The following is a 25,380-nucleotide window of genomic DNA, read 5'->3' as shown; positions in this document are numbered from 1 at the left end:
ATAACTGCCAGTGCACAAATCGATTTCGTTTTCATTTCTGTATTTTTTTTGGTTTATTTATATTAGTTTATCGCAATAAAACAATTAATAAGGTCAAAAAAACACTAGCAGCACTCTTGGTCCAGCTTAATTTCTTGGTCAAGGAATGCCTTAAATTTCTCCTTCATGCGGTTCCAGTTCGCCACATTGACACAATAGCAGACACTGGTTCCCTCAACATCGCCCTTGATCAATCCCATATTTCTCAATTCCTTGAGGTGCTGGGAAACGGTGGGTTGTGCAAGTCCAATCTCGTCTACGAGATCACCGCAGACACATGACTTGACCTTAAAGAGATGCTGTAAGATGGCAACTCTGGCCGGGTGCGCAAATACCTTCCCAATGAGTGCAAGCTCATTTTGGTTATCGGTAAAGATTTCGGTTTTGGTCAGGCCCATCTGTATTAATTTATCGCAATATTACGATTAATATCTTAATCGGGAAAAAATGAAATGAAAAAACCTCACTTATTTACTTTGGTGCCCCTTTTCCAAAGTTTCTTTACAAGTGGCCAATGCCCTGTAGTTGTGGTAGGCACTTTTCCAAATATGCCCTTTGTTATCGTTCTTGGTCTCTGGTCTGGTGTCTTGCCCCCATGCGTACCAACCTCCATGCTCTTTGTCCATGAGATAGGTGTTGGTGTATTCCCAGAGTTTATCAAAATGGGCCCTGTAATCCAATGAATCATTTGGAAAATAGGAATCCATCAGCAACAGACTGTTCAATCCCTCGGCTTGGGTCCACCAATTTTTATGGTGATTTACAATACTCATGGTATCCACTCCCTTAAAATAATAGCCGCCATCATAGAATCCGCCCAAATCTTTGTCCCATCCAGTTTTGAGGGAATGATCGACCATTTTTTTGCCTTTTACCAAAGTCTCGTCAAACTGCCAACCCCCAAGTACATGCGAGGCTTCCAACATCAAAAATGCAGTTTCCACATCATGTCCGAAGGTAACATGGTCCAAATGAAAATGTTTGAGAATGGTATCTTTTGGGGAATCCTTGAAGGATATCGGCGTCCAATCCCCTTCAAAATAGAGATTCATATAGCCCTTTTCCGTGGTGAAGGTATCCCGGATCAGGGTCAACATTTCCTTGACACGTTCCTCCACGATGGCATCGGGCCATACCTCATACAGTGTGGTCAAGGCTTCCAACAAGTGAATGGAACTGTTATAATCTTTATACCCCACATTGGAGGTCGATGGCGTGTCCTCGGTTCGTTCAACGGGCGTGCCATCTATTTGCAAAATTTGATAATAGCCTTTGTGGATGCTATCATGGCTGTGCTCTTCCAACCAATTGAACGTTTTTTTGGCCAAATCCAAGGCTTCTTCATTTTTAGAGGCACCGTAATAGGCCGCCAGTCCATAGATGGCAAACGAGTTTCCATACGCTGTTTTGTTGCCTTCCATGGGTTCACCCTCTTTGGTAACCATGGTGTGGAACCCTCCATTTTCCTCGTCCCACATATAATCTCGTAAAAATTGAAACCCGTGTTCGGAGTATGAGAGGTACTCTTTTTTTCTTTCCGGGTTGTGTTCTGCGGCCACAGCGTTGGTCCAAACGTGCCTAGCTTGGGTAACGATCATTTTATTCTGATTTTCGCCTATTTTAAAATCATAGGTAAGGTCACTGTAATAGCCACCATTAACCGTATCCAAGGTCAAAGGATACCATTTGTGCAATAATTGCTCATTGGCGGCGGTTTCCAGTGCTGCAATTAAATTTTCGTTATCGGTGTTTTTTTTCTCCTTTGTGGAGCATCCAATGAGCAGTGCAATTAATAGAAAAGAAAGAGTAAAGCTATTTTTCATGTTTATAGTCAATATGTGCACACTAAAGATATAATAATCTCAATGTTTTTGGCATTGGCAGGAGAATTCTCAAATATTTGGATCAAAAAGTGAAAAATTTTTTGGCCTCTGTTGAAAGGATGTTGCACCTCTTGGGACTAAAAACCAAAATTCAACAGATTTTCCTACGGTTAAACGGAATGAAATCTTCAATCCATTGCTAATGAAAAAATTGATATTGGGCCTGTTCATACTCACAGGAACCTTTCTGCAAGCACAAGCTATAGATTATAATACCAAAAGAGGATATGCCGCCCACGGTTATGATGTGGTTTCCTATTTTGAGGGAAAACCTAAAGAAGGGATTAAGGAAATCTCCACAGAATATGATGGCATCAACTATAAATTTTCCAATCAGGAAAACTTGAATAAGTTCAAGGCCAATCCTGTGAAATACATTCCCCAATACGGCGGGTACTGTGCTTATGCGGTGGCAGTTTCTGGCAAAAAGGTGAGCATCAACCCTGAAACGTATGAGATTCGTGACGGTAAACTCTATCTTTTCTACAACGCTGGAAAAACAAATACGCTGGAACTTTGGCTAAATGAGTCTCCCAACAAGTTAATGTCAAAAGCTGATACCAATTGGGAAAAGATTAAAAACCAGTAACGTTTTAAGCGTTTCGTAGTCTAAAATATATGAGGGATGTTGTGTCAACACATTTGATATTCCTATTTTAGAATGAGTTATGTGGTCTGTTTCCTAATATGATGGGAGTGTGCTGCGCCATAATTATACTATGCAGAACTATTTAAAAGTATGTTTTTCGGGTCTTCTGATAAGTTTTTTGGGCGCTTTGCCCTTGGGAACCTTGAACTTGACTGCTTTTGATATTGCTGCCTCGCAAGGTTTGGTTTCGGCCATTTGGTTTTCACTGGCGGTGGTCTTGGTGGAGCTGGTAATAGTTCGATTGACCTTATTCGGAAATGAGCGTTTACATTTAAGCGACAAACTGATGATGTACCTGCTCCCATTGGGGACTCTCCTGTTGTTGTACCTATCCATAACCAGTTTTTTGGATGCCGCTAGTGTGTCCAAAGTCAGTTCCAAGGTTGATTTATTACCGAAACTCCGATCCACCTTTGTATTAGGGCTTCTGTTGAGTGCCTTGAACCCCTTACAAATTCCTTTTTGGATGACATGGAACAAGGTGTTGGAAAAAAAGGATATCCTTACGGCCTCAAAAAGTTCATACACCTTTTATTTAGGGGGAATCGGTTTGGGCACCATGTTCGGGCTGTCCGTTTTTATGGTGTTGGGCAAATATATCTTTACCAACTACGGTAATTATGGCTTGATTACAAATCTATTGTTGGGATTGCTATACCTTGGATTTTCTTTCTATCTTATGTTCCTATTTATCAAAAAACGACCTAATTATAAAACACCTTAAGCATCATGTTCAAATCTTCCATAGATACCCTTGAGCAGTTTATGCAAATCCTTCGGCAACTTCCAGAGGATTGCTATGCACAGACGTGCAAAGTACTTTCAAATTCCACTATTGGCCAGCACACAAGACATATCATCGAACTTTACCTTTGTTTGATCCACGGGTACGATACTGCGGATGTCTCCTACGATCGTAGGGAGCGCAACCATCGGATTGAGAACGAGCTTCCTTATGCCATTGAGCAGTTAAAATTGATACAGACCCAATTGGAACGCCCCAACAAACCCGTAAAGGTTACCTATGAACTGGGCGATTCTGAAACTTGTTTGGACTCGAATTACTATCGCGAAGTAATGTACAATCTGGAGCATACCATACATCACCATGCCCTGATCAAAGTGGGCATTGAACATTTTACGACCCTGCAACTCCCAGAATCATTTGGGGTGGCCCCCTCCACCATGCAACACCGACAGGCATGTGCACAGTAAGTTTTATTTCACGCAACAACCGTTATTTCATCACATCCAATCGTGATGAACACATTTCCCGTCCGTTGGCCTATAGACCCCAAGAGGATATGGTTAATGGCGTAAAAGTGTTGTTTCCAAAAGACCCAAAAGCTGGGGGCACATGGTTTGCCCTTAACGAATATGGAGTAGTCTCTGTCTTGTTGAACGGGGCTTATGTGCGGCATCAATCAAAACGAAATTATGCCAAGAGCAGGGGATTGGTGTTGCTGGATGTGATAAGTTCGCTGAATCCCGAAGAGACCCTTCAACACATGGATTTGTACAGCATAGAACCGTTTACCTTGGTAATGCTCAATGGAAGTTTGTTGGAATTTCGTTGGGATGGCAACCAAAAATACTTTACGCCCTTGGACAAGACCCAGGACCATATTTGGTCTTCCGTAACCTTGTATGATGATGATGTCATTGCCCAAAGAGCGTCCTTGTTCAATTCATTTTTGAGGAAAACAGACCGTATTGAAGCTTCGGATGTGGTGGATTTTCATTCCAACAATCATGAAGACTATGAAAATGGCTTTGTCATTGACCGGGAAACAGGGCTAAAAACCTTTAGCGTAACCCAGGCGGTCATTGAACCGGAAGAAACCTTGATGCGCCATATCGACTTGTTGAATGATGCCACCTATGAGGTGCCTTTTTCACCCAACGATTCACTTTCAGTATCGGTAAAATGAGTTCGTTGAAATTAAAATGGCACAAACTCACCCATTGGGAATACTGGCCATTGTGGGCCATTTACTACCCCTTGTTTCCGGTGTGGCTGTACTATTCCATAAAAGCGCGTTCCTTTTTCTTCTTTAATGCCGCAAACCCATCCATGAAAAATGGGGGCATGGCCATGGAATCCAAAATGTCCATATATAATATGATTCCCCAACAGTATATACCGAAAACAGTGTTCATTGCCAAGGACGAGACACCTGAACGGGCTTTGGAACGCATTTTGTCCTCGGATATTGGTTTTCCCTTTATCGCCAAGCCAGATATTGGCATGAAGGCCTTTGGGGTGGACAAAATCCACAATAAAGACGAGTTTAAAAAGTATCTGCTCAGAACACCTTCCCATTTTCTGGTGCAGGAACTCATTCCCTTTACCAAAGAGGTGGGCATTTTTTATGTACGCAAACCCGGGGAGGAAAAAGGCAGGATTACAGGTATTGTCTCCAAAGAGTTTCTTTCGGTTATTGGAGATGGGGAAAGTACGCTAGTGGAATTGATCAAAAAAAATCCACGAAGCCATTTGCAGTTAAAGGCACTTGAGCAAAAGTTTGGTGATGCACTCAACCAAGTGGTGCCCGAAGGTGAGGAATTTATTCTGGTGCCTTACGGAAGCCATACCCGGGGGGCCAAGTTTGTGGACATTACCCATAAGCTGAATGCTGATTTGGAACAGGTCGTAAATGGAATTTGTTCCCAGATGGATGGATTTCATTACGGTCGTTTGGATGTGCTCCACAACTCTTTTGAAGAATTGTGCCAAGGCAAAAATTTTAGTGTGATCGAGATCAATGGGGCAGGGGGCGAGGCCACCCATATCTACGACCCCAAACATTCCCTCTTTTTTGCATGGCGTGAAATCACCAAACATTGGGGCTTTATGAATGAAGTGAGTATCCTCAACCACAAAAAAGGGCACTCCTATTTGAGTTTTAGGGGAGGTAGGGCCATGCTTCGGGAACATCATGCCTTGGAAGCCCAGATTCGGATGGTCTGATGGGTCATTTTTGTCATTTCAACAGACGAAGGAATGAGCCACGAGAAATCTGAAAGAGGGGATTCCTACACATGCTTCGTTACGAATGGGATGGCTTAAAAAAAATTATTTTTTATAGGCCCCCAACGCCTCCCTAAAAAACTGCAACCCTATTTCTTCGGTGATTTTGGAAACAGGCAAAACCGCCCCCTTAAAGCCGTTGTTGTGCCATTTCCCATGGGACAGAGGCTCAAAAGCCCAAGTGCGTAAGCTGGTATTGCCGCGGTAACCGCTAATGTAAAAGTAAAAATCGTCTACCATACCATCTGGAATGGCCAACCCCAAACCTACGGATTTTCCAGAACCATCGTGCAGATGGGCAAAGGCTCCCGTGTCAAAATGGTGGGGCCACACCCGTATGTCAGACTTCAAATTTTCGGCTGCCAAAAAAGTGGTCAATACGTTTTGGGCCAAAGTGCGAATGCGAATCAGCTCCTGTGCTTCATTTTTGCTGACCAATTCAAAGGTATCTTCTTTGGCCATCTTGTAGGGGAGTCCATAATGAAGGTTGTATTTGTAGGGCCTTGTAAAATGGGAGGATTTGGCCATTGTTTTCAGCCATTGCACAATTTCATCGTGGGTTTTTCCCTTTAGGGAAAGGAATTGGGGCGTGGTGGTTTTCCATTCCAAGGCAAAGGTGTCATAGTTTAGTCCCAATTGCGTTCCCGAATCATCCAAAGGCAAGGTCAAGAGACTTTTTTCTGCAATGGAAAACCCCAAATTGGTATGGCTGTCATCTTCCAAATGATCCAGAAAACTTTTTCCGGCCATGGCCAAATATTGAGATGCTAAATGGAATTGTTGAATCATTTTCATGGTGACCGTTGTGTGTCCCCTGAAAATACGAAATTTAAGTGGTTTTAGGAATCCTTCCCCACCAATTGCATCTTCTGTTTTATGGTTTTGATAATGATGGGCGCATGGATTCGGGAATTTTCAATAAACCATTTATGGGTTTCCATCCCGCCACAGATCACACCAGCCAAGAAAAGCCCCGGAATGTTGGTTTCCATGGTCTCTGGGTTGTAGGAGGGCAGTCGTTTTTCATCCTCCGAAAGTTGAATGCCGAGTTTTTCCAGAAATTCAAAATTGGGCATATACCCCGTTAGCGCAAGTACAAAATCATTGGCAAGGGTCACTTCACCTTCTGGGGTGTCCACAACAATTTCATGTGGCTTGATTTCTTTTAAAGTGGAATTGTAATAGGCCTTGATGCTGCCTTCCTCAATTCGGTTGATGATATCGGGACGTACCCAATATTTGACCCGTTGGCCCACTTCGGGACCGCGGATGATCAGCGTGACCTCCGCACCTTTCCGCCAGCACTCCAAGGCGGCATCAATGGCAGAATTGCTGGCACCGACCACGGCCAATTTTTGACTGGCATAAAAATGGGGGTCTTTATAGTAGTGCGAAACCTTGGGCAAATCCTCTCCGGGCACATTGATTTTGTTGGGCAGATCGTAAAATCCAGTGGCCACAATCACATTTTTGGCTTGGTATTGGTCTTTGTCCGTTTCCACGGTAAAGGATTCGGCTTCTTTTTCTACATCCAATACCTTTTCAAAAAGGTGAATGTTCAAATCGTTGGAAGTTACTATTCGGCGATAATACTCCAAAGCCTCATTGCGTTTGGGTTTGGCCTCCTTACTGATAAAGGGAATGTCGTCAATCTCCAGCTTTTCCGAGGAGGAGAAAAACTGCATGTTAATGGGGTAGTTGAACAAGGAATTTACAATGGGCCCTTTTTCGATGATTACATAGGATACCCCTTGTTTTTTTGCCTCTAGTCCACAAGCAATGCCAATAGGCCCCCCTCCAATGATGACAACGTCAAATTCTTGCATTACGCAATCTCTTCTTTTAAATCTTTAATGGTTTGGGTTGGATTCCCACTTGAAAAAACAAAATTGCCCGCTACCAAAACATCCACACCCGCATCCACCAACTTTTTGGCATTGGTCGCATTTACCCCACCATCAATTTCAATCAGGGCATTAGATTTTTTTTGCTCAATGAGGTTTTTCAGGTCTTTCACCTTTTTGTAAGTGTTCTCAATGAAGGATTGCCCTCCAAAACCGGGATTTACGCTCATCAAATTCACAATATCAACATCTTGGATAATATCTTCCAAGAGGTCAATAGAGGTATGCGGATTCATTGCCACCCCAGCTTTCATGCCTTCGGCCTTTATGGCCTGAAGCGTCCTGTGCAAATGGGGACAGGCTTCATAATGCACTGTTAAGTTATTCACCCCAAGATCTGCAAATGTTTTAATGTACCGATCGGGATCAACGATCATGAGGTGCATGTCCAAGGTTTTTTTGGCATGCTTGGCAATGGCCTTCACCACGGGCATTCCGAAGGAAATATTGGGTACAAAGACCCCATCCATGATGTCCAAGTGAAACCAATCGGCTTCACTTTGGTTCACCATTTCAATATCGCGCTGTAAATTGGCAAAGTCCGATGCCAGTAGGGAAGGTGCAATTATCTTTTTGCTCATGTAAGAATCAACTAATTCACCACAAAGGTAGTGAAATGTTGCGCTATACCCTACGGTTAGGCCTATTCAGCTATGCTTTCTTCCAGAGTGACGGCCCCGTAAACGGCATCCCTGAATCTTTTGTGCAAGGTGCCATCATGTGGGAACACCTGAACAAAGAAAACAGCCGTAAGCTCGTTGACTGGATCTACCCAAAATAAGGTAGTGGCGGCTCCATCCCAAAAGAATTCGCCCACAACGCCATTGTTTTCCTCCACGGAGGCTGGTGGGCGCAACCTCACGGCAAAGTCAATGCCAAAGCCTACCTGACCTTTGTTGGGCAACCATGAACGCTCTTCAATGCTTTCATCCAAATGATTGGTGGCCATGAGTTTAACGGTACTTGAATCGAGGACCTGAACGCCTTCCAGGGTACCTTTGTTGATCAACATTTGAGCAAAGCGCATGTAATCGTCCAAAGAGGATGTAAGCCCCCAACCGCCAGCAGTCAATGGCCATTTTTTGTAGTTGTAGGCATGGGCTTCCTCATTGGGCAATTGAATCAAGGAGTCGCCCTCATGCCTATATGCTGATGACATTCTACCTCGGTCCGATTCAGGAACAACATATCGTGTATCGTTCATTTTTAAAGGGCCCAAGACATGTTCTTGTACATATTCGGCATAGGGCTGACCTGAAAGAAGTTCTACCAAATAAGCCTGCACATCCACAGAAATACCATATTCCCAGTGCTCCCCTGGTTGATATCCTAAAGGAACACTACTCAATTTTTTGGCCATTTCAGCGAGGGTGTTCTCGCGGTTCAAAGCGTCTGCTTCTGCGATGGCTTCACCCAACCCGGGAAGATCCCTTTGGCCCGAAAAACCGGCGGTATGCCGGGTAATATCGCGAATGGTAATGGGACGTTTGGCAGGTTCCAAGATCATTTCACCAGCAATGGAATCGTAGCCAGCGTAGACCTGCATGTTGGCAAATTCAGGGGCATATTTTTCCAAGGGATCATCCAACTGGAACTTGCCTTCTTCGTACAGGGTCATCAAGGCCGTGCCGGTAATGGGCTTGGTCATGGAATAGATCTGCACCAAGGTGTTGCGCTCCATGGGCTTTTTGTTCTTCAAGTCGGCGTAACCGAACGCATTGTAGTAGACCTCTTCACCTTTTTCAAAGATCAAGGCTGAGGCTCCGGCCACATCGCCCAAGTCCACAAAACTTTGCAATGTGGAGTCAATTCGTGTTTTTACGGTTTCATCAACCAGGTACTGAACTTCTGGTTCTTGCTTTTTGCAGGAGGATAAGACCAAGAAGGATAGTACAAATAAGTATGCAATCCGTTTCATTAGATTTGATGATTAATTTTTATAAAATTTCAATAAAGAGCGAGAAGGTAGTCAAATAATCAACAACAATTAAATGTAAGGGGTTTAAAGCTAAATAAATAGAATATTTTCAACACTTTTATTACGATAATAACAATATGAAACAGTTTTGTTTTGGTATCATCTCAGCTATTTTTATCTCAATCGATTGAGTATATTTAACTAATCTATTCAATTTATGAAGAAACAAAAGGACGATTTACGTAGTAAAGAGTGGTTTGGAAGCAATGACAAGATGGGTTTTGTGCACCGTTCTTGGCTACGGAATCAAGGCTATCCCGATGACATGTTCAGGGGAAAGCCAGTGATTGGAATTTGCAATACGTGGTCCGAGTTGACCCCTTGCAACGGGCATTTAAGGGAGTTCGCGGAAATTGTAAAAAAGGGGGTTTTGGAAGCTGGGGGATTTCCTTTGGAGTTCCCTGTGATGTCGCTCGGAGAGACCATTATGCGACCAACTACCATGCTCTTCAGGAACTTGGCCAGTATGGATGTCGAGGAATCCATCAGGGCCAACCCTTTGGATGGTATTGTATTGTTGACAGGTTGCGATAAAACCACACCATCCACCATTATGGGCGCCTGCAGTGTGGATCTTCCCACGATCGTGGTGCCCGGAGGACCCATGTTAAACGGAAAATTTAGGGGCGGAGAAATAGGTTCCGGGTCGTTCAATTGGATGATCAAGGAAAAACAGAAAAAGGACAAGTTCACCGATGAGGATTTTCTGGAGGCCGAAATATGTGCCGCACGTAGTGCAGGACACTGCAATACCATGGGTACGGCCTCAACCATGGCCACTATGGCCGAAGCCTTGGGACTGACCTTGCCGGGGGCATCGGCAATTCCTGCGGTTGATGCACGCAAAAAAGTAATGGCCCAACTTTCAGGCAGGCGGATTGTGGAGATGGTGAATGAAGATTTGAAAATGTCCAAAATATTGACCCGCGAAGCTTTTGAAAATGCCATTGTGGTCAACGCAGCCGTAGGTGGTTCCACCAACCTTATCATCCATTTGATAGCCATTGCCGGTAGAATGGGGGTTCCCTTAAAATTGGAGGATTTTGACGATTTGGGAAGCAAAATCCCTTTGTTGGTGAACCTAATGCCCTCTGGAAAACATTTAATGGAGGATTATTTTTATGCAGGCGGACTTTCCGTGGTCTTGAAAGAATTAAAATCCAAACTCCATAAAACAGTAACTGCAAATGGCAAATCCCATCATGAAAACTGTGAAAAGGCGATTTGCTATAATGAAGAAGTGATTTCCAAACTGGAGACCCCCTTCCAAGAAGAAGCGGGTATAGCCGTCCTAAAGGGCAATTTGTGTGAGAATGGCGCGGTTATAAAACCTTCAGCGGCCACTCCTGAACTGATGAAACATCGGGGAAAGGCCGTGGTCTTTACCAGTATGGACGATTACCATGCGCGGGTGGATGACCCTGATTTGGACATCGATGCAGACAGTGTGATAGTGCTTCAAAATGTAGGGCCCAAAGGTTATCCCGGTATGCCAGAGGTTGGTAATGTGGACCTCCCTGAAAAATTGATTATGCAGGGCGTAAAGGATATGGTCCGTATTTCGGATGGTAGAATGAGCGGTACAGCTTATGGAACGGTTGTTTTGCATGTATCACCAGAGTCGGCCATAGGAGGTAACCTTGCTTTGGTCAGAAATGGGGACTTTATAGAGCTCGATGTTGAGAATAGACGCCTTCACCTTGACGTTTCCCCGGAGGAACTGGAAAAAAGAAGGGCAGCATGGTCGCCACCAGCACCCCATACAGATCGGGGCTATGTGAAAATCTACCTCAACCATGTGGAACAAGCGGAAAAAGGGGCTGACCTCGATATTTTGGTAGGAGGATCGGGCAGTGAAGTAAAAGGGGACCTCCATTGATAACCACCAAAATATAACCATCCATCTATGTTAGTAGTTTATTTATTATTGAGTATTGCCTTTATAATTTTAATGGTCAATTACTTGCGACTCCATCCTTTTTTGGCCCTTTTTATGGTGGCCGTTTTTTTTGGTTTTGCTGCAGGTATGGACTATGCGCTCATTCTGGATACCATCAATGAAGGTTTTGGAGGTACCTTGGGCAAGATAGGATTGGTCATCATATTTGGGGTGATCATTGGTGCCTTTTTGGAGAATACGGGGGGAGCCTATGCCTTGGCGGAAGCGGTCATAAAGATTGTGGGAAAAAAGCGGGTTTCCACAGCAATGGGAATCTTGGGGTATTTTGTATCCATTCCCGTATATGCGGACAGTGGGTTTATCCTGCTTTCCCCATTGAACAAAAGTTTGTCCAAAAAGGCTGGTATCAGTTTGGCGGGTTCTGCGGTTGCCTTGGCCTTGGGGTTGACGGTAACGCATAATTTGGTTCCACCAACACCCGGCCCCATAGCGGCGGCAGGTATTTTAAATGCCGATTTGGGCTTGGTTTTGGCCTTGGCCATTCCAATTAGTATATTGGCCTTGGTCATGGGCTTGGTTTTTGCCACCAAGTTTGCGGCCAGAACCTATATTGAGCCCAATCCTGATATTTCACAGGAAAGCATCGATCTTAAAATGAAGACAGCCCCGTCTGCTTTTAAGGCTTCGCTGCCCATTGTGGTGCCCATTATCTTGATAATGATCAATTCAAGAATGAAAGCCATTGATGCTCAGGACATTGCTGGTTGGCAATCCTTTCTTCAATTTTTGGGAGAACCGGTAATTGCCCTGGTCATAGGCATGTTTTTGGCTTTTTCACTACCCAAAAAGCTAAAAAAAGAATTAATATCTACAGAGGGGTGGGTTGGCAAGGCCCTAAAAGAATCGGCCAATATTTTATTGATAACCGGAGCTGGGGGTGTTTTTGGAAAAATGCTCCAAAATTCAGGCATAGCAAATGTTATGGGAGACGCTTTGAGTGATTTGAATCTTAGCTTTTTTCTGCCTTTTTTAATAGCTTCGGCCATAAAACTGGCCCAAGGCTCATCAACGGTGGCACTGATTACAACAGCCTCCATTATGCTGCCCATGATGCCCAGTTTGGGTATGGAAAGTGAAATGGACAAAGCTTTGTTGGTCGTCTCCATTGGTGCTGGTTCCATGGTGGTATCCCATGCCAATGACAGTTTTTTCTGGGTGATGACCCAAATGAGCGGAATGAATGTTGGTCAAGGGTACAAGTTTCATAGCTTAGGTACCTTGGTCATTGGAGTGACCTCAATAATCGCAGTATTAATCATAAGTTTATTTGTAAATTAAGGACATGAAAGTTTATCGAACATCAAAAGGGATTGTGCTTCATTCAGAAGGAAAATACTTCTTAAGTGACACAAATTGGGATGAATTCATCAATGATGATTCCCTTTTTCAGAAGTGCAAATCCATAGTTAGTCAAAATCAACCCATTGAAAATGGTCCGGAACTGATTTCCGATCACTTGTTGAAACCTATCGAAAATCAGGAGATTTGGGCCACAGGCGTTACCTATTACAACAGTAAAATGGGGCGCCAGGAAGAGGCCAAGGAAGCTGGTGGAGGCGATTTTTATGAACGCGTCTACAATGCAGAGCGACCAGAACTGTTTTTCAAGTCAACAGCGGCCAGGGCCGTTGGGCATTTGGACAAAGTAGCCATCCGGACGGATTCCACTTGGGACGTGCCAGAGCCTGAACTTACGCTTTGCATCACCTCGTCAGGAAAGATTGTGGGATACACCATAGGCAACGACATGAGCAGTAGAAGTATTGAAGGTGAAAATCCCTTATATCTTCCACAGGCAAAAAATTATGACAGGAGTGCCGCTATTGGCCCCTGTATTTTGGTCACCGATGGCCCTTTTCCGCTAGATTCCAAGATTTATTTGGATATCGTGAGAAATGGAAGCAAGGTTTTTTCCGGTGAAATCGGAGTAGATCAAATTGTACGGAAGTTTGAGGATATTGTTCAGTATCTTTACAAACATACCACCTATCCTCACGGAAGTTTTTTAATGACAGGAACTGGTATTGTGCCTGGAACAGATTTTACATTGGCACAGAATGATGAAATCAATATCACTATTGATAATATAGGAACATTAACAAACACAATCGGATAAAATAATCCCAAAACATGCAATTACAAGGCAAGAATTACCTAGGAAACGAGAAATCGGCTTTAGGAGCCAACATTTTTTATGGAATTGATCCCAGCACAGGAGAAAATCTGGAAACAGCCTTTACAGAGGCCATTGAAGGAGAAATAAATATTGCTGTGGAAAAGGCTGAAAAAGCCTTCAAGGTCTATAAAAATAAATCTGGAGCGGAAAAAGCTGCCTTTTTGGATGCCATTGCTGATGAAATATTGGCACTTGGCGATTCATTGGTAGAGCGTGCCTGTGCAGAAACCGGCCTTCCGGAAGGTAGAATCACAGGTGAAAGAGGCAGGACCATGGGACAAATGAAGTTGTTCGCTACCGTTTTGCGTGAAGGTTCTTGGGTTGATGCAAGAATTGATGAGGCCATCCCGGACAGAGAACCCCTTCCAAGGATTGATATCAGGAGTATGCTTCGTCCATTGGGCCCTGTGGCAGTATTTGGAGCCAGTAACTTTCCATTGGCATTTTCTGTGGCAGGTGGTGATACGGCCAGTGCTTTGGCGGCGGGTTGCCCCGTTGTGGTCAAGGCGCACCCAGCACACCCCGGTACCTGTGAATTGGTGGCCGAAGCCATTATAAATGCAGCCAAAAAAACTGGAATGCCCGATGGTGTATTTTCCATGGTGCACGGTATCTCCCACGAAGTGGGAATGGGCTTGGTAGGACATAGCGGTATCCATGCGGTAGGATTTACAGGTTCACTGCGAGGCGGTAGGGCATTGTTCGATGCTGCTTCAAAACGCGCAAACCCCATACCCGTATATGCCGAAATGGGCAGTACCAACCCTGTGTTCATTTTGCCCGGAGCCATGGCAGAAAAGGGCGAGGAGCTTAGTAAGCAACTTCACGGTTCCTTTACGTTGGGTGTTGGTCAGTTTTGTACCAATCCTGGGGTGGTCATTGCCCAAGAATCTGAAAAAACCAAGGCTTTTAAGCAATCACTGACCAGTTTGGTGGCGGAATCCGGTTCTGCACCCATGCTTACGGAAGGCATTCACAATGCTTTTGATGGTGGGGTTAAGGAGTTGTCTTCCCAACAAGGTGTGGAATATTTGGCCAAAGGCACTGATGCCGGAGGAAATCAAGGCAATGCCAATTTGTTTGCCACGGAGGGAAAAAACTTTTTATCCAACACTTTATTGGAAGAGGAGGTTTTTGGTCCATCTACCTTATTGGTGAATACTTCGGATAATAGTGAAATGCTTGAAATAGCCCGAAACCTTCATGGTCATTTAACGGCGACTATTCATGGTACGGAAGAAGATTTATTGAACAACAAGGAGCTCATCGACATTTTGGAAGAAAAAGTAGGCCGTTTGTTGATCAATGGATTTCCAACTGGAGTTGAGGTATGCCATGCCATGGTGCACGGTGGGCCATATCCTGCAACAACGGATTCACGATCTACTTCTGTGGGAACAAAGGCCATTGACCGCTTTGTACGACAAGTATGCTACCAAAACTTCCCGGATGCCTTATTGCCCGCTGAATTAAAACAGGACAATCCATTGAAAATAATGCGATTGGTAAATGGGGAGAAAAAGAGATAGATTCCTCAATATTTGATTGTATAAAATGAAAAAACTCCGGTAATCAGCCGGAGTTTATTCATCAATCAAAAAACGAACAGTCATGATAAACTGTTGTAGGTATCCAAATTACAACTTTCCTGCCAAAAAAACAATTTAAGACTAGTTTAACTGTAATTTGTGGGTGTAAATTTTACAATTTATCCCAAATATGTCTTTAAAATCTTACTTCTGGACGTATGTTTTAAACGTCTGATGGCCTTTTCCTTGATTTGACGAACGCGTTCCCTGGTCAAGTCAAAAGTCTCACCGATTTCCTCCAAGGTCATGGAATGCTGTCCGGCCAAACCGAAGTAAAGCCTGATAACATCAGCTTCCCGAGGGGTCAAGGTCTCCAAGGCACGTTCAATTTCAGTGCGCAAGGATTCGTGCAACAACTCTTTATCTGGATTAGGGGATTCCCCACTTCGCAATACATCATACAAGTTGGAATCCTCACCATCAATCAAAGGAGCATCCATGGATACATGACGACCTGAGTTTTTCAAGGATTGCTTGACATCTTCCACCGTCATGTCCAATTCTTTGGCAATTTCCTCTGCGGAAGGCACACGTTCATGGGCTTGCTCCAAGAAAGCAAACGTCTTGTTGATTTTGTTAATGGAACCGATTTTGTTCAACGGCAAACGCACAATACGGGACTGTTCGGCCAATGCCTGCAGAATGGATTGACGAATCCACCAAACGGCATAGGAAATGAACTTAAATCCACGGGTCTCATCAAAACGCTGTGCGGCCTTGATCAATCCCAAGTTCCCCTCATTGATCAAATCGGGGAGGGTCAATCCTTGGTTTTGGTACTGTTTTGCAACAGAAACCACGAATCTGAGGTTGGCTTTGGTTAATTTTTCCAAGGCTACCTGGTCTCCCGCTTTAATACGCTGGGCCAATTCAACTTCCTCATCGGCAGTGATCAAATCCACCTTACCGATTTCCTGCAAGTATTTGTCCAACGATGCGGTTTCCCTGTTGGTAACCTGTTTTGTAATTTTTAACTGTCTCATCTAAATTTTCCCTTCAAATTAAGTTTTGAACCGAAGCTCATTAGGTTATACGTAGAAAAAACCAAAATGTTACAATTTGGTAAAATTTATTTGAAAATAATTCCCCAAAATCAGAAAACCCCAGGATTTCCTAGGGTTTTCAGTATATAAACTTAAAAGGCTTTTAATCCCTTCTCGGCTTTCTATCTCTATCTCTATCTCTATTTCCGCCTCTGCGATCACCGCTACCTCTGCGGTCACCACCTCGGTCATTGCTGCGAGATCTTTCTTGATACCCTTCTGGTTTTGGCAACAAGGCCTTTCTTGAAACCTTTTCCTTTCGGGTCTTGGGATCGATACCGAAGTATTTTACATCAAGAACATCCCCCAAATTGACCACATCGGTCACATTGTCCGTGCGTTCCCAAGCCAGTTCAGAAACGTGCAACAATACTTCGTTCCCCGGAGCATCCACGTATTCCACTACAGCACCAAAATCCAATACTTTGATGACCTTTACTTCGTAAACACTACCTACTTCCGGCTTGAACATCAAGGCATCAATTTTGGCCAATACGGCATCAATACCATCTTGATCGGTACCCAAGATTTCCACAATACCTTCTTCGGTATCGGGATCCTCGTTGATGACAATAGTGGTTTTTGTTGTTTTTTGAAGTTCTTGGATGACTTCTCCGCCTTTTCCAATAAGTGCTCCAATATATTCTCCAGGAATGATTTTGGTAACAATTTTTGGTGCATAGGATTTCACCTCAGGTCTTGGTTCGGCAATGGTGTCGGTCAATTCTTTTAGGATGTGCATCCTACCGTCTTTGGCCTGCATCAGGGCTTTTACCAAAATTTCATAGGAAAGTCCCTTTACTTTAATGTCCATTTGGCAGGCCGTGATACCGTCTGCCGTACCCGTTACCTTAAAGTCCATATCGCCCAAGTGGTCCTCATCACCCAAAATATCCGAAAGCACGGCATATTTGCCAGTTTCGGTATTGGTGATCAATCCCATGGCAATACCAGAGACTGGTTTTTTCAATTGAACCCCGGCATCCATCAAGGCCATGGTACCGGAACAAACGGTGGCCATGGAAGAGGAACCGTTGGATTCCAATACTTCAGAGACCACACGAACGGTATACGGACAATCTTCTGGAATCATCTTTTTCAAGGCACGCTGTGCCAAGTTTCCGTGACCCACTTCCCTACGGGAAGTACCACGGATGGGTCTTGCTTCACCAGTTGAAAAAGGAGGGAAGTTATAATGCAAATAGAAAGTTTCCTCACCTTCAAAAGAGGGCATGTCTATTTGATTGGCTTCTCTTGAGGTGCCTAAAGTCACCGTTGCCAATGCTTGGGTTTCACCTCTTGTAAAGATGGCAGAACCATGCACAGAGGGCAAATAATCCACTTCGCACCAAATAGGGCGAATGTCGGTGGTTTTACGACCATCCAAACGCAAACCTTCTTCCAAAGTAAGGTTTCGGACAGCCTCTTTTTCGGCTTTGTGGTAGTATTTGGAAACCATTTCACCAATTTCCTCCAATTCTTCTTCGGAGAAAGTGGCCTTGATTTCTTCTTTGATTTCTTCAAAAGCCGCACTGCGCTCATGTTTTGCAGAACCAGCCTTGGCCACGGCATATACTTTATCGTATGCCATGTCATAGATCTTTTTCTCAAGTGCTTCGTCCTCTTTCTCAGACTCGTATTCGCGAACCTCTTTTCGTCCGAAAGCCTCGGCCAATTTTAGTTGGGCGGCCACCTGAACTTTAATGGCCTCGTGTGCGAACTTGATGGCCTCTACCATTTCCTCTTCGGAAATCTCGGACATCTCACCCTCAACCATCATTACGGAATCAGCAGATGCGCCAATCACCATATCAATGTCGGATTCTAGCAGTTGCGCTCTTGTAGGGTTGATGATGAACTTGCCATCCACTCGGCCTACACGAACTTCCGAAATTGCACATTCAAATGGAAAATCTGAAAGTTGAATGGCGGCAGAAGCGGCCAATCCAGCCATTGCATCGGGCATGACCTCTTCGTCGTGGGACATCAATTGGATCATTACCTGTGTTTCGGCATGATAGTCTTTTGGGAACAATGGGCGCAATACCCTGTCCACCAAACGCATGGTAAGCACTTCGCCATCGCTGGGTCTGGCTTCACGCTTAAAGAATCCGCCAGGATAACGCCCTGCTGCGGCAAATTTTTCGCGATAATCCACCGTAAGCGGGAGAAAATCAACATCGCTTTGTTTGTAATTGGAGACAACGGTACATAATAGCATGCACTTGCCCGATTGGACAACCACAGAACCATGGGCCTGTTTTGCCAATTTACCGGTTTCGATAGAGATTTCCCTACCGTCACCAAGGTCAATGACCTCTTTAAAAGTTTTTGGAATCATAAAAATTGTCTTACCCGCTAATAAGATACGGGTTGTTAAACATTTGGTCTACCGCCATCCGGACGGTCGGGTTGTGTTGTTGTGTTTGCCTTTCGGCACTGACCAATGAAAAACTATATGAAGCTTTTTGTGTTCGCCCAATTTGCAGCTTGGGACTTTTGGTTGTTGGAAAACGTCCAACTAAAACAAAGGGGAAGCCAAAGCCTCCCCTTTATTTTTATTTTCTAATATTCAATTCCTTAATTAGGGAACGATATTTTTCAATGTCTTTTTTCTTTAGGTAATCCAAAAGACTACGTCTTTTACCTACCAATGCCACCAAAGAACGCTCGGTGTTGTAATCCTTATGGTTCTTTTTTAGGTGATCCGTCAAGTGGTTGATACGGTGGGTGAACAATGCAATTTGCCCTTCCGTAGAACCGGTGTTGCTCTCAGAGCCGCCGTGCTTCTTGAAAATCTCGGCTTTTACTTCTTTGGTTAAATACATTCCAATATTTATTTAAATGATTTTTATGTATTGATTGAGAGTTCCTTAGACTTTCCAAGGACAAGCAATCAGCGTGCAAAGATAATTCTTTTTTTGGATCTATAAATTTTTTGGGCCAAATTAAACCTTTTGGTTACCCTACCGTCAAAGTACCAAAGTCAAGGAAAAGGTTGGCTAAAAAGCCATGAAAAGCGTCATTTTGAATTCCTATATGGGAACCTGAAACGAGTTCAGGTTGACAAGAGACACAATTTTTTTATGCCCTTATAGGCTGATTGCTGATCAAATCGATGTAGAGATTGACTTTCTTTTTCAAATCTCTTCGATGGACGATAAAATCCAGAAACCCGTGCTCTTTCAAAAATTCCGAGGTCTGAAAACCTTCGGGAAGATCCTTTCCAACGGTGTCCTTTACAATCCGTGGACCCGCAAAACCAATCAAGGCTCCGGGTTCTCCAATATTGATGTCCCCCAACATGGCGTAGGAGGCCGTTGTTCCCCCGGTGGTGGGATCGGTACACAATGAAATGTACGGGATTTTGGCCTCTGCCAATTGGGCCAGTTTAGCGGATGTTTTTGCCAATTGCATCAGGGAAAGCGCAGCTTCCATCATTCGGGCCCCTCCTGATTTTGAGATCATCAAAAATGGAACCTTTTTCTTTTTGGCCATATCAATGGCGCGGGAGATCTTTTCACCGACCACACTTCCCATGGAGCCGCCAATAAAATTAAAGTCCATACAAGCAATGACGATTTCCTTTCCCATGGATTTTCCCACGGCGGTACGGACAGCATCCTTCAATCCAGTTTTTTGCTGTACGGTCTTTAGGCGATCTGAATATTTTTTGGTGTCCACAAATTTCAAGGGGTCCTTGGAGGTCATGTTTTCATCCAGTTCCTTGAACTTGTTGTCATCAAAAAGGATTTCAAAGTATTCCTTACTGCCAATTCTAACGTGGTAATCATCTTCTGGGCTTACGTAGTAATTTTTGGCAAGATCCTCAGATTCAACAATTTTTCCGGTGGGGGATTTGTACCATAACCCCTTGGGGGTGTCTTTTTTCTCCTCCGTGGCGGTCTGTATTCCTTTTTCCTTTCTTTTAAACCAAGACGACATACAATCAAAATTTAATTAAATGAAGGTTTATAAGGTGTTGACGTTATTTAGATCTTCAAAGGCCTTTTTTAAACGGGCCACAAAAGTTTTTTCACCTTCTCTGAGCCAAACTCTTGGGTCGTAGAATTTTTTGTTGGGTTTGTCATCCCCATCAGGGTTTCCTATTTGGGCTTGAAGATAATCCGCTTTTCCTTGGATGTAATCACGAACACCTTCCAAGAATGCGTATTGCAAATCGGTATCGATGTTCATTTTAATGACACCATAGCCAATGGCTTCCCTGATTTCTTCCAAAGTGGAACCTGAACCTCCGTGGAACACAAAATCGATATGGTTGTAACCCACGCCGTATTTCTCTGAGATGAATTCTTGGGAATTTTTCAGGATTTTTGGGGTTAATTTTACGTTTCCAGGTTTGTAAACCCCGTGAACGTTTCCAAAAGCGGCGGCCACGGTGAACCTATGGCTAATTTTTGAAAGTTCCTCATAGGCATAGGCGACTTCTTCGGGCTGGGTGTACAGTTTGGAATCGTCAATATCGGTATTGTCCACACCGTCTTCTTCACCTCCGGTGACCCCCAATTCAATTTCCAAGGTCATGCCCATTTTGCTCATGCGCTCCAAATAGGTCTTGCAAATCTCAATGTTCTCCTCAATGGGTTCTTCGGATAAATCGATCATATGGGAACTGAACAACGGTTTTCCAGCGGCCTTAAAATGTGCTTCGCTGGCATCCAAAAGTCCATCGATCCAAGGCAATAATTTTTTGGCACAGTGGTCTGTATGCAAAATTACGGTAGCTCCATAGGCCTCTGCCAATTGGTGTACGTGCTTGGCTCCTGCCACTGCTCCCAAGATGGCGGCATTTTGGTTTTCGTTGGAGAGTCCCTTTCCTGCATTGAACTGCGCTCCTCCGTTTGAAAATTGAATGATAACGGGAGAATTTAATGAGGCAGCGGTCTCCAGTACGCCATTTATGGTATTGGATCCTACCACGTTTACGGCTGGAAGGGCATATCCATTTTCCTTTGCATGTTTAAAGATAGCTTGAACTTCATCGCCCGTGGCAACGCCTGGCTTAATATTGTGGGACATAGTTTAAGATGGTTTTTGAGTTAAAGTAGGCCACAAAAGTAATAAAATAATTCCTCTAGAAAGGATAATTGATTCCGATATTAAAGACGGCATCCCTAAAGTTGTAACCACTGAACCAACGATCAGAACCTTCCTTTGCAGGATTGTGGGTCTTAAACCCTACATCCACCCTAAAGACAAAATAGGTGAAATCGTAACGTAGTCCCAAGCCTGTGCCCAAGGCTAAATCGGCCAAGGAGGAAAAGTCGGTAAAAATGGCATCGGGATTGTTTTCGTTGTCAAACACGTTCCAAATGTTACCTGCATCGGCAAAAAGTGCCCCTTTTACGTCTCCGGCTATGGGGAAACGATACTCTACGTTAAAGGCGAGCTTGAGGTTGGCCTCGTTGAAATCATTGATGTTATTGGTTTTTCCGGGGCCCAATTCGTAGGCGTTCCAGGCCCGGTTATCGTTGGATCCCCCAGCAAAGTAACTCCGTACAAAGGGAATGTTATTGGAGTTCCCGTAGGGAACGGCCATACCCATGAAGCTCCTAAAGGCGATTACTTGGGAATCTCCCACCTGCCAATGCCTTATATAGTCAAATTCGGTTTTGATGTATTGAGAAAAAGGTACGCCAAAGACCAAGAGTTGTCCATTATCATTCTCGTTATAGGGAACTACATTGGCCATTAGGGAAAGAAGGTTCCCGGCACCTTCCAATTTTATTCGGTACTGATAAAAATCAAGGTCATTAATGTCGGACTTACTGTTTTTAGTGTGGGTAAAGTTTGTGGCAAAGATGAGGTTGTTTTCAGTAAGTCGCTGCCTTCTTTCTTCAATACTGTTGACCTCATCATATTGATCATCCGTAACCGGGATTTCGTTGTTTAAAATGGCTTGGGAAAAACCATTGGCACCTTCTGGAATAATAAGGCGTAGAGAATCTATGGGATTGTCAATTTTCTCATAAAAGGAAGCATATTGGGGGTCATCCTGAAAACCATCTGCTACGTCATCCAAATTGGCAAAGGTATTACGGTAGACATTATAGAAGTTATCTGGGTTTACATTCCGCACAAATTCCACATTTAACAGCTCAATGTTGTTTTTATGTCGTGTTGTGGGAGACCAGTTATAGGAGAGGATGGAGTTCAATGATTGTTTGTCCAAACCAATGTTCCGTTGAAAGTTGGTACCCACTAACAGCCTACTTTGGGGCAACATATAATAGGGAATGATTTTTTCCGTATTGAAGGGAAACCAGATTCTGGGAAAGGTAATGTTGACATCCCCCCCAAGTTCTGAAGTAAAGGTTTCGTTGGACAAGGAAGCATCACTCAATAGGCCAATGGATCCCCTGGCAGAAATGTTCAAGGTTTCAGCGCCGCCAAAGACATTTCGGGTAATTACGGATGTGCTAAAAGCCGTTCCCACTTGCTGAATATTGGAGTGGGTCACATCAAAATTCATGTTCAACGAAAACTTTGGTCTTGGCACCAAATAAATATTGGATATCAGTTGCGCCTGGGTTGTATCTGGAATAAACTCAATATTCGGATATTTAAAGGTGTTCAGGTTAGTGATCTGGCGGTAGGTTCGGATTCTATCCAAATCCCTGTAAACACTGTCTTTTTCAAAGAAAATAGCATCTGTAAGTGCCTTGGGCTTGTATTTTAATTTGTCTTTGTAGTAAATGGTGTAGTTCTCGTGCTCAATAGAATTTAAGGTATCCACTTGATCACCGAACATATAATCGGTGTAGATATTTATTTTTTTATGGCGATAGATTCGGTATGGGTCTGCAGTATCTGTGGTATCCGCGGAACTCCTAAACTTTCTTATGTTCAGTTGCACATCCATCAACTGGTCATCCGCTGCCAAGGTGGTATCCCGTAAAATATTATAGTTAATGGAACTTTCCTGAAAATTGTACACTCCTGAATTTCGGAATAATGTGGTCAGCCGTTCCCGCTCCAGTGTAAAGTTGTCCAAATCAAACTGCTCTCCCTGTTTCACAAAGGAACTTCTGGATGAAATAGTGTAAATGGAATCCAACTCTGGGGAGGTTATATTTTTTTGTATCGTGTCTATGATAAAGGGTTTTCCCAGTGTCACCTCATAGTCCACTTCGGCTCTTTTCCTTCTTTTTCCGTCAACAATGGTGTACGAAGCTGAGTTATTGAAATAACCCTTGCTGTTGTAATAGGCTTCCAATCTACTCGCCGATTTATTGGTAAGGGCGGTGTCAATGATCACGGGAGGTTCGCCAATTCGTTTCAAAAATTCACTGTATCCCTTCACCATGAAGGACTCTTGTAATCTGTTGACCTGTTTTTTGGAAAGTAAGTTGTTGAGTCTCTTTTTGCGCTTTTCCCTTCGATGTAACCAATTCTGAAAAGAAGAATCTGGATCTTCCTTGGCCAGATTGTACAAATTGAGTCGCAGGGGATATCCCAGAACGCTACTATTGGGTTTTTGTGAAATAAGGCCTTTGATTTCACTGTTGGTGACCTTCTCATCATCCACATGGATGCTGTTTTTTGTAAGCAATAATTCCTCCTCACCAACCTTTTTCAGGGTGTTGCAACCAGCAATGACCAATATAAGCAACAATAATCCTATTTTTGCCCAGTTGCACAATAGACGTAAAGAACCCTTCATAGACGCCAAAAATACACGATTTAGATGGTTACGAAAAACCAAATTAAACTAGTTGTAAGCCTAAAGCAAAAAAAGTACCGATCTCAACATGGGCTGTTTGTGGTGGAGGGTGAAAAGACGGTCAATGAGTTGTTACAATGGGGGATGAAACCTTATAAATTATTTGTTGATAATTCCCAAAGAACACAAGGTTTTGAAGAGGCTGAACTTGTTCCCAAGGCTGCCTTGAAACAAATGAGCAGTTTAACCAACCCCAGTGGGGTATTGGGGGTGTTTTATATACCCGAGGCAAAAAAAATGGACGATTCCGATTGGGTAGTGGCCTTGGATGCGGTTCGAGATCCCGGAAACTTGGGCACTATAATCCGGCTTTGCGATTGGTTTGGAATAAAACATTTGATATGTTCAGAGGATACGGTGGACTGCTACAATCCCAAAGTGCTCCAAGCCACCATGGGATCCATTGCCCGGGTAAACATGGTTTATATGGATCTTGAGGATTTTTTAAAAAATACAGCATTGCCTGTTTATGGTGCTTTTATGGATGGAGAGGCTGTGTATGGAAAAGAACTTCCGCCCAATGGTATTTTGGTGATGGGCAATGAGGCCAATGGCATATCAACAGCGGTTGCTGAACAGGTCGCTGAACGGGTTTCAATTCCGCAATTTGGAGAAAATACAACGGAGAGTCTTAATGTGGCCACCGCCACCGCCATTCTTCTGAATGAAATCAGAAGAAAATGATTACTCAAAAGTAAAGTTGATAAAAATGCCCCGGGTACGCATGGCATTGATGTTTCCGGTCCAAGGACTGTTGGGGTTCTCATCAGGAACCAACTCATCCGAAAGGGCAAAAACCCCCCTTATGGAAGGCGTAAACTTAAAGTATTCCGTATAAAAGTCGATGCCAAAACCCAATTCATAACCGTACACGTTCTTTTTCATCCTGAATTCGCCGCTACTGTTGTCATCCAAACTGTCTTCCTTACTTCCCAAATTCAATGAAGTGTACACGCCGCCCGTGATAAATGGTCTCCAGTTTCCAAACCGTTTGGCACTGACCTTTAGGAGCAAAGGAAATCGAATGTAGGTGGAGCGCACTTCCCTAAGGGCATCTACTTGGTCGGTGAAGCCTGGAAAACCCAAAGTTCTGGCAGTATAGAGCAGTCCAGGTTCAAAACGGGCATCCAAAAATTCATTGATGCGCATTTCTCCGATCAATCCCACATTGAACCCAAAACTTTTATCGACCAAAATGTCCCTGCCAATATCGTTCTTGTATTCAAATTGAAAATCGTATTGGTTAAAACCGAGATAATATCCCCAATTCAAGAACTTCTTGTCCTCGTTCTGAAGATTAAGGATACGGTCATCGGATAACTGTGCCAAGGAAGTTGAGCATGCCAATATAAGCAGGCCGAACAGAAGAAAGACGTTTTTCATT

General features: G+C 43.7%; 23 protein-coding genes. 10 read left to right on the top strand and 13 right to left on the bottom strand.

The window, feature by feature from the left end:
- Positions 1 to 104: 104 nt before the first annotated feature.
- Both A7D14_RS09245 and A7D14_RS09240 read right to left on the bottom strand, forming a co-directional pair.
- Positions 105 to 437 (bottom strand): ArsR/SmtB family transcription factor, encoded by a 333-nt coding sequence (locus A7D14_RS09245; RefSeq protein ID WP_067033143.1) that lies wholly within the window; start codon positions 435 to 437, stop codon positions 105 to 107.
- A gap of 69 nt (positions 438 to 506) precedes the next feature.
- Positions 507 to 1,862: an AGE family epimerase/isomerase gene (locus A7D14_RS09240; protein ID WP_067033140.1), complete on the bottom strand. Its 1,356-nt coding sequence runs from the start codon at positions 1,860 to 1,862 to the stop codon at positions 507 to 509.
- A 202-nt stretch (positions 1,863 to 2,064) separates the two neighbouring features.
- On the opposite strand from A7D14_RS09240, the gene A7D14_RS09235 reads away from it, so the two are divergent.
- From A7D14_RS09235 to A7D14_RS09215, 5 genes are all read left to right on the top strand, one after another.
- Complete coding sequence (locus A7D14_RS09235) at positions 2,065 to 2,511, top strand: YHS domain-containing (seleno)protein (RefSeq protein WP_067033137.1); 447 nt, start codon at positions 2,065 to 2,067, stop codon at positions 2,509 to 2,511.
- Positions 2,512 to 2,641: 130 nt separating this feature from the next.
- Positions 2,642 to 3,295, top strand: coding sequence for a LysE family transporter (locus tag A7D14_RS09230; protein WP_067033133.1), 654 nt, complete (start codon positions 2,642 to 2,644; stop codon positions 3,293 to 3,295).
- A gap of 5 nt (positions 3,296 to 3,300) precedes the next feature.
- Positions 3,301 to 3,786 carry a hypothetical protein gene (locus tag A7D14_RS09225; protein ID WP_083158045.1) on the top strand — a complete coding sequence of 162 codons (486 nt, stop codon included), beginning with the start codon at positions 3,301 to 3,303 and terminating at the stop codon, positions 3,784 to 3,786.
- On the top strand, positions 3,774 to 4,502 hold the full coding sequence (locus A7D14_RS09220) for an NRDE family protein (RefSeq protein WP_067033129.1): 729 nt from the start codon (positions 3,774 to 3,776) through the stop codon (positions 4,500 to 4,502). Before A7D14_RS09225 ends, A7D14_RS09220 begins: the two co-directional genes overlap by 13 nt.
- Positions 4,499 to 5,542, top strand: coding sequence for a D-alanine--D-alanine ligase (locus A7D14_RS09215; RefSeq protein ID WP_067033127.1), 1,044 nt, complete (start codon positions 4,499 to 4,501; stop codon positions 5,540 to 5,542). Before A7D14_RS09220 ends, A7D14_RS09215 begins: the two co-directional genes overlap by 4 nt.
- Before the next feature lie 105 nt (positions 5,543 to 5,647).
- On the opposite strand, the gene A7D14_RS09210 is transcribed toward A7D14_RS09215, so the two are convergent.
- From A7D14_RS09210 to A7D14_RS09195, 4 genes are all read right to left on the bottom strand, one after another.
- The gene (locus A7D14_RS09210) at positions 5,648 to 6,397 is read right to left on the bottom strand and encodes a hypothetical protein (RefSeq protein ID WP_067033124.1); all 750 of its coding nucleotides are present in this window, start codon (positions 6,395 to 6,397) and stop codon (positions 5,648 to 5,650) included.
- 44 nt (positions 6,398 to 6,441) lie between these two features.
- On the bottom strand, positions 6,442 to 7,428 hold the full coding sequence (locus A7D14_RS09205; RefSeq protein WP_067033120.1) for a YpdA family putative bacillithiol disulfide reductase: 987 nt from the start codon (positions 7,426 to 7,428) through the stop codon (positions 6,442 to 6,444).
- The gene (rpe, locus tag A7D14_RS09200; protein ID WP_067033118.1) at positions 7,428 to 8,087 is read right to left on the bottom strand and encodes a ribulose-phosphate 3-epimerase; all 660 of its coding nucleotides are present in this window, start codon (positions 8,085 to 8,087) and stop codon (positions 7,428 to 7,430) included. Before rpe ends, A7D14_RS09205 begins: the two co-directional genes overlap by 1 nt.
- Before the next feature lie 62 nt (positions 8,088 to 8,149).
- Positions 8,150 to 9,424 (bottom strand): serine hydrolase domain-containing protein, encoded by a 1,275-nt coding sequence (locus A7D14_RS09195; RefSeq protein WP_067033116.1) that lies wholly within the window; start codon positions 9,422 to 9,424, stop codon positions 8,150 to 8,152.
- A 217-nt stretch (positions 9,425 to 9,641) separates the two neighbouring features.
- Between A7D14_RS09195 and A7D14_RS09190 the strand changes: the two genes are divergently transcribed.
- From A7D14_RS09190 to A7D14_RS09175, 4 genes are read left to right on the top strand one after another with little or no spacing between them, the layout of a single operon-like run.
- Positions 9,642 to 11,363, top strand: a complete 1,722-nt coding sequence (locus A7D14_RS09190; RefSeq protein ID WP_067033113.1) for an IlvD/Edd family dehydratase — start codon at positions 9,642 to 9,644, stop codon at positions 11,361 to 11,363.
- 27 nt (positions 11,364 to 11,390) lie between these two features.
- Positions 11,391 to 12,722: a GntP family permease gene (locus tag A7D14_RS09185; RefSeq protein ID WP_067033109.1), complete on the top strand. Its 1,332-nt coding sequence runs from the start codon at positions 11,391 to 11,393 to the stop codon at positions 12,720 to 12,722.
- Between the two features lie 4 nt (positions 12,723 to 12,726).
- On the top strand, positions 12,727 to 13,560 hold the full coding sequence (locus A7D14_RS09180) for a fumarylacetoacetate hydrolase family protein (protein ID WP_067033106.1): 834 nt from the start codon (positions 12,727 to 12,729) through the stop codon (positions 13,558 to 13,560).
- A 14-nt stretch (positions 13,561 to 13,574) separates the two neighbouring features.
- Positions 13,575 to 15,149, top strand: coding sequence for an aldehyde dehydrogenase (NADP(+)) (locus tag A7D14_RS09175; protein ID WP_067033103.1), 1,575 nt, complete (start codon positions 13,575 to 13,577; stop codon positions 15,147 to 15,149).
- 179 nt (positions 15,150 to 15,328) lie between these two features.
- Here A7D14_RS09175 and A7D14_RS09170 read toward each other — a convergent pair whose 3' ends face one another.
- The 6 genes from A7D14_RS09170 to A7D14_RS09145 all read right to left on the bottom strand — a co-directional run bounded on the left by A7D14_RS09170 (position 15,329) and on the right by A7D14_RS09145 (position 23,936).
- The gene (locus A7D14_RS09170; protein ID WP_036382919.1) at positions 15,329 to 16,192 is read right to left on the bottom strand and encodes an RNA polymerase sigma factor RpoD/SigA; all 864 of its coding nucleotides are present in this window, start codon (positions 16,190 to 16,192) and stop codon (positions 15,329 to 15,331) included.
- Between the two features lie 163 nt (positions 16,193 to 16,355).
- Entirely contained in the window at positions 16,356 to 18,593 is a 2,238-nt protein-coding gene (locus tag A7D14_RS09165; protein ID WP_067033101.1) for a polyribonucleotide nucleotidyltransferase, read from the bottom strand.
- 217 nt (positions 18,594 to 18,810) lie between these two features.
- On the bottom strand, positions 18,811 to 19,080 hold the full coding sequence (gene rpsO, locus A7D14_RS09160) for a 30S ribosomal protein S15 (protein ID WP_067033099.1): 270 nt from the start codon (positions 19,078 to 19,080) through the stop codon (positions 18,811 to 18,813).
- 256 nt (positions 19,081 to 19,336) lie between these two features.
- The gene (accD, locus tag A7D14_RS09155) at positions 19,337 to 20,197 is read right to left on the bottom strand and encodes an acetyl-CoA carboxylase, carboxyltransferase subunit beta (RefSeq protein WP_067033097.1); all 861 of its coding nucleotides are present in this window, start codon (positions 20,195 to 20,197) and stop codon (positions 19,337 to 19,339) included.
- Between the two features lie 27 nt (positions 20,198 to 20,224).
- The gene (fbaA, locus tag A7D14_RS09150) at positions 20,225 to 21,292 is read right to left on the bottom strand and encodes a class II fructose-bisphosphate aldolase (protein WP_067033095.1); all 1,068 of its coding nucleotides are present in this window, start codon (positions 21,290 to 21,292) and stop codon (positions 20,225 to 20,227) included.
- A 55-nt stretch (positions 21,293 to 21,347) separates the two neighbouring features.
- Complete coding sequence (locus tag A7D14_RS09145) at positions 21,348 to 23,936, bottom strand: BamA/TamA family outer membrane protein (RefSeq protein ID WP_067033092.1); 2,589 nt, start codon at positions 23,934 to 23,936, stop codon at positions 21,348 to 21,350.
- Between the two features lie 24 nt (positions 23,937 to 23,960).
- On the opposite strand from A7D14_RS09145, the gene A7D14_RS09140 reads away from it, so the two are divergent.
- A complete protein-coding gene (locus A7D14_RS09140) occupies positions 23,961 to 24,680 on the top strand; it encodes a TrmH family RNA methyltransferase (protein ID WP_067033090.1) in 720 nt (239 codons plus the stop codon).
- On the opposite strand, the gene A7D14_RS09135 is transcribed toward A7D14_RS09140, so the two are convergent.
- Positions 24,681 to 25,379, bottom strand: a complete 699-nt coding sequence (locus tag A7D14_RS09135; RefSeq protein ID WP_067033154.1) for a porin family protein — start codon at positions 25,377 to 25,379, stop codon at positions 24,681 to 24,683.
- Position 25,380 lies beyond the last annotated feature (1 nt).

The organism is Allomuricauda sp. CP2A, assembly GCF_001683915.1.
Lineage (GTDB): Bacteria > Bacteroidota > Bacteroidia > Flavobacteriales > Flavobacteriaceae > Flagellimonas.
This window is presented reverse-complemented; position numbering and strand designations above follow the sequence as displayed.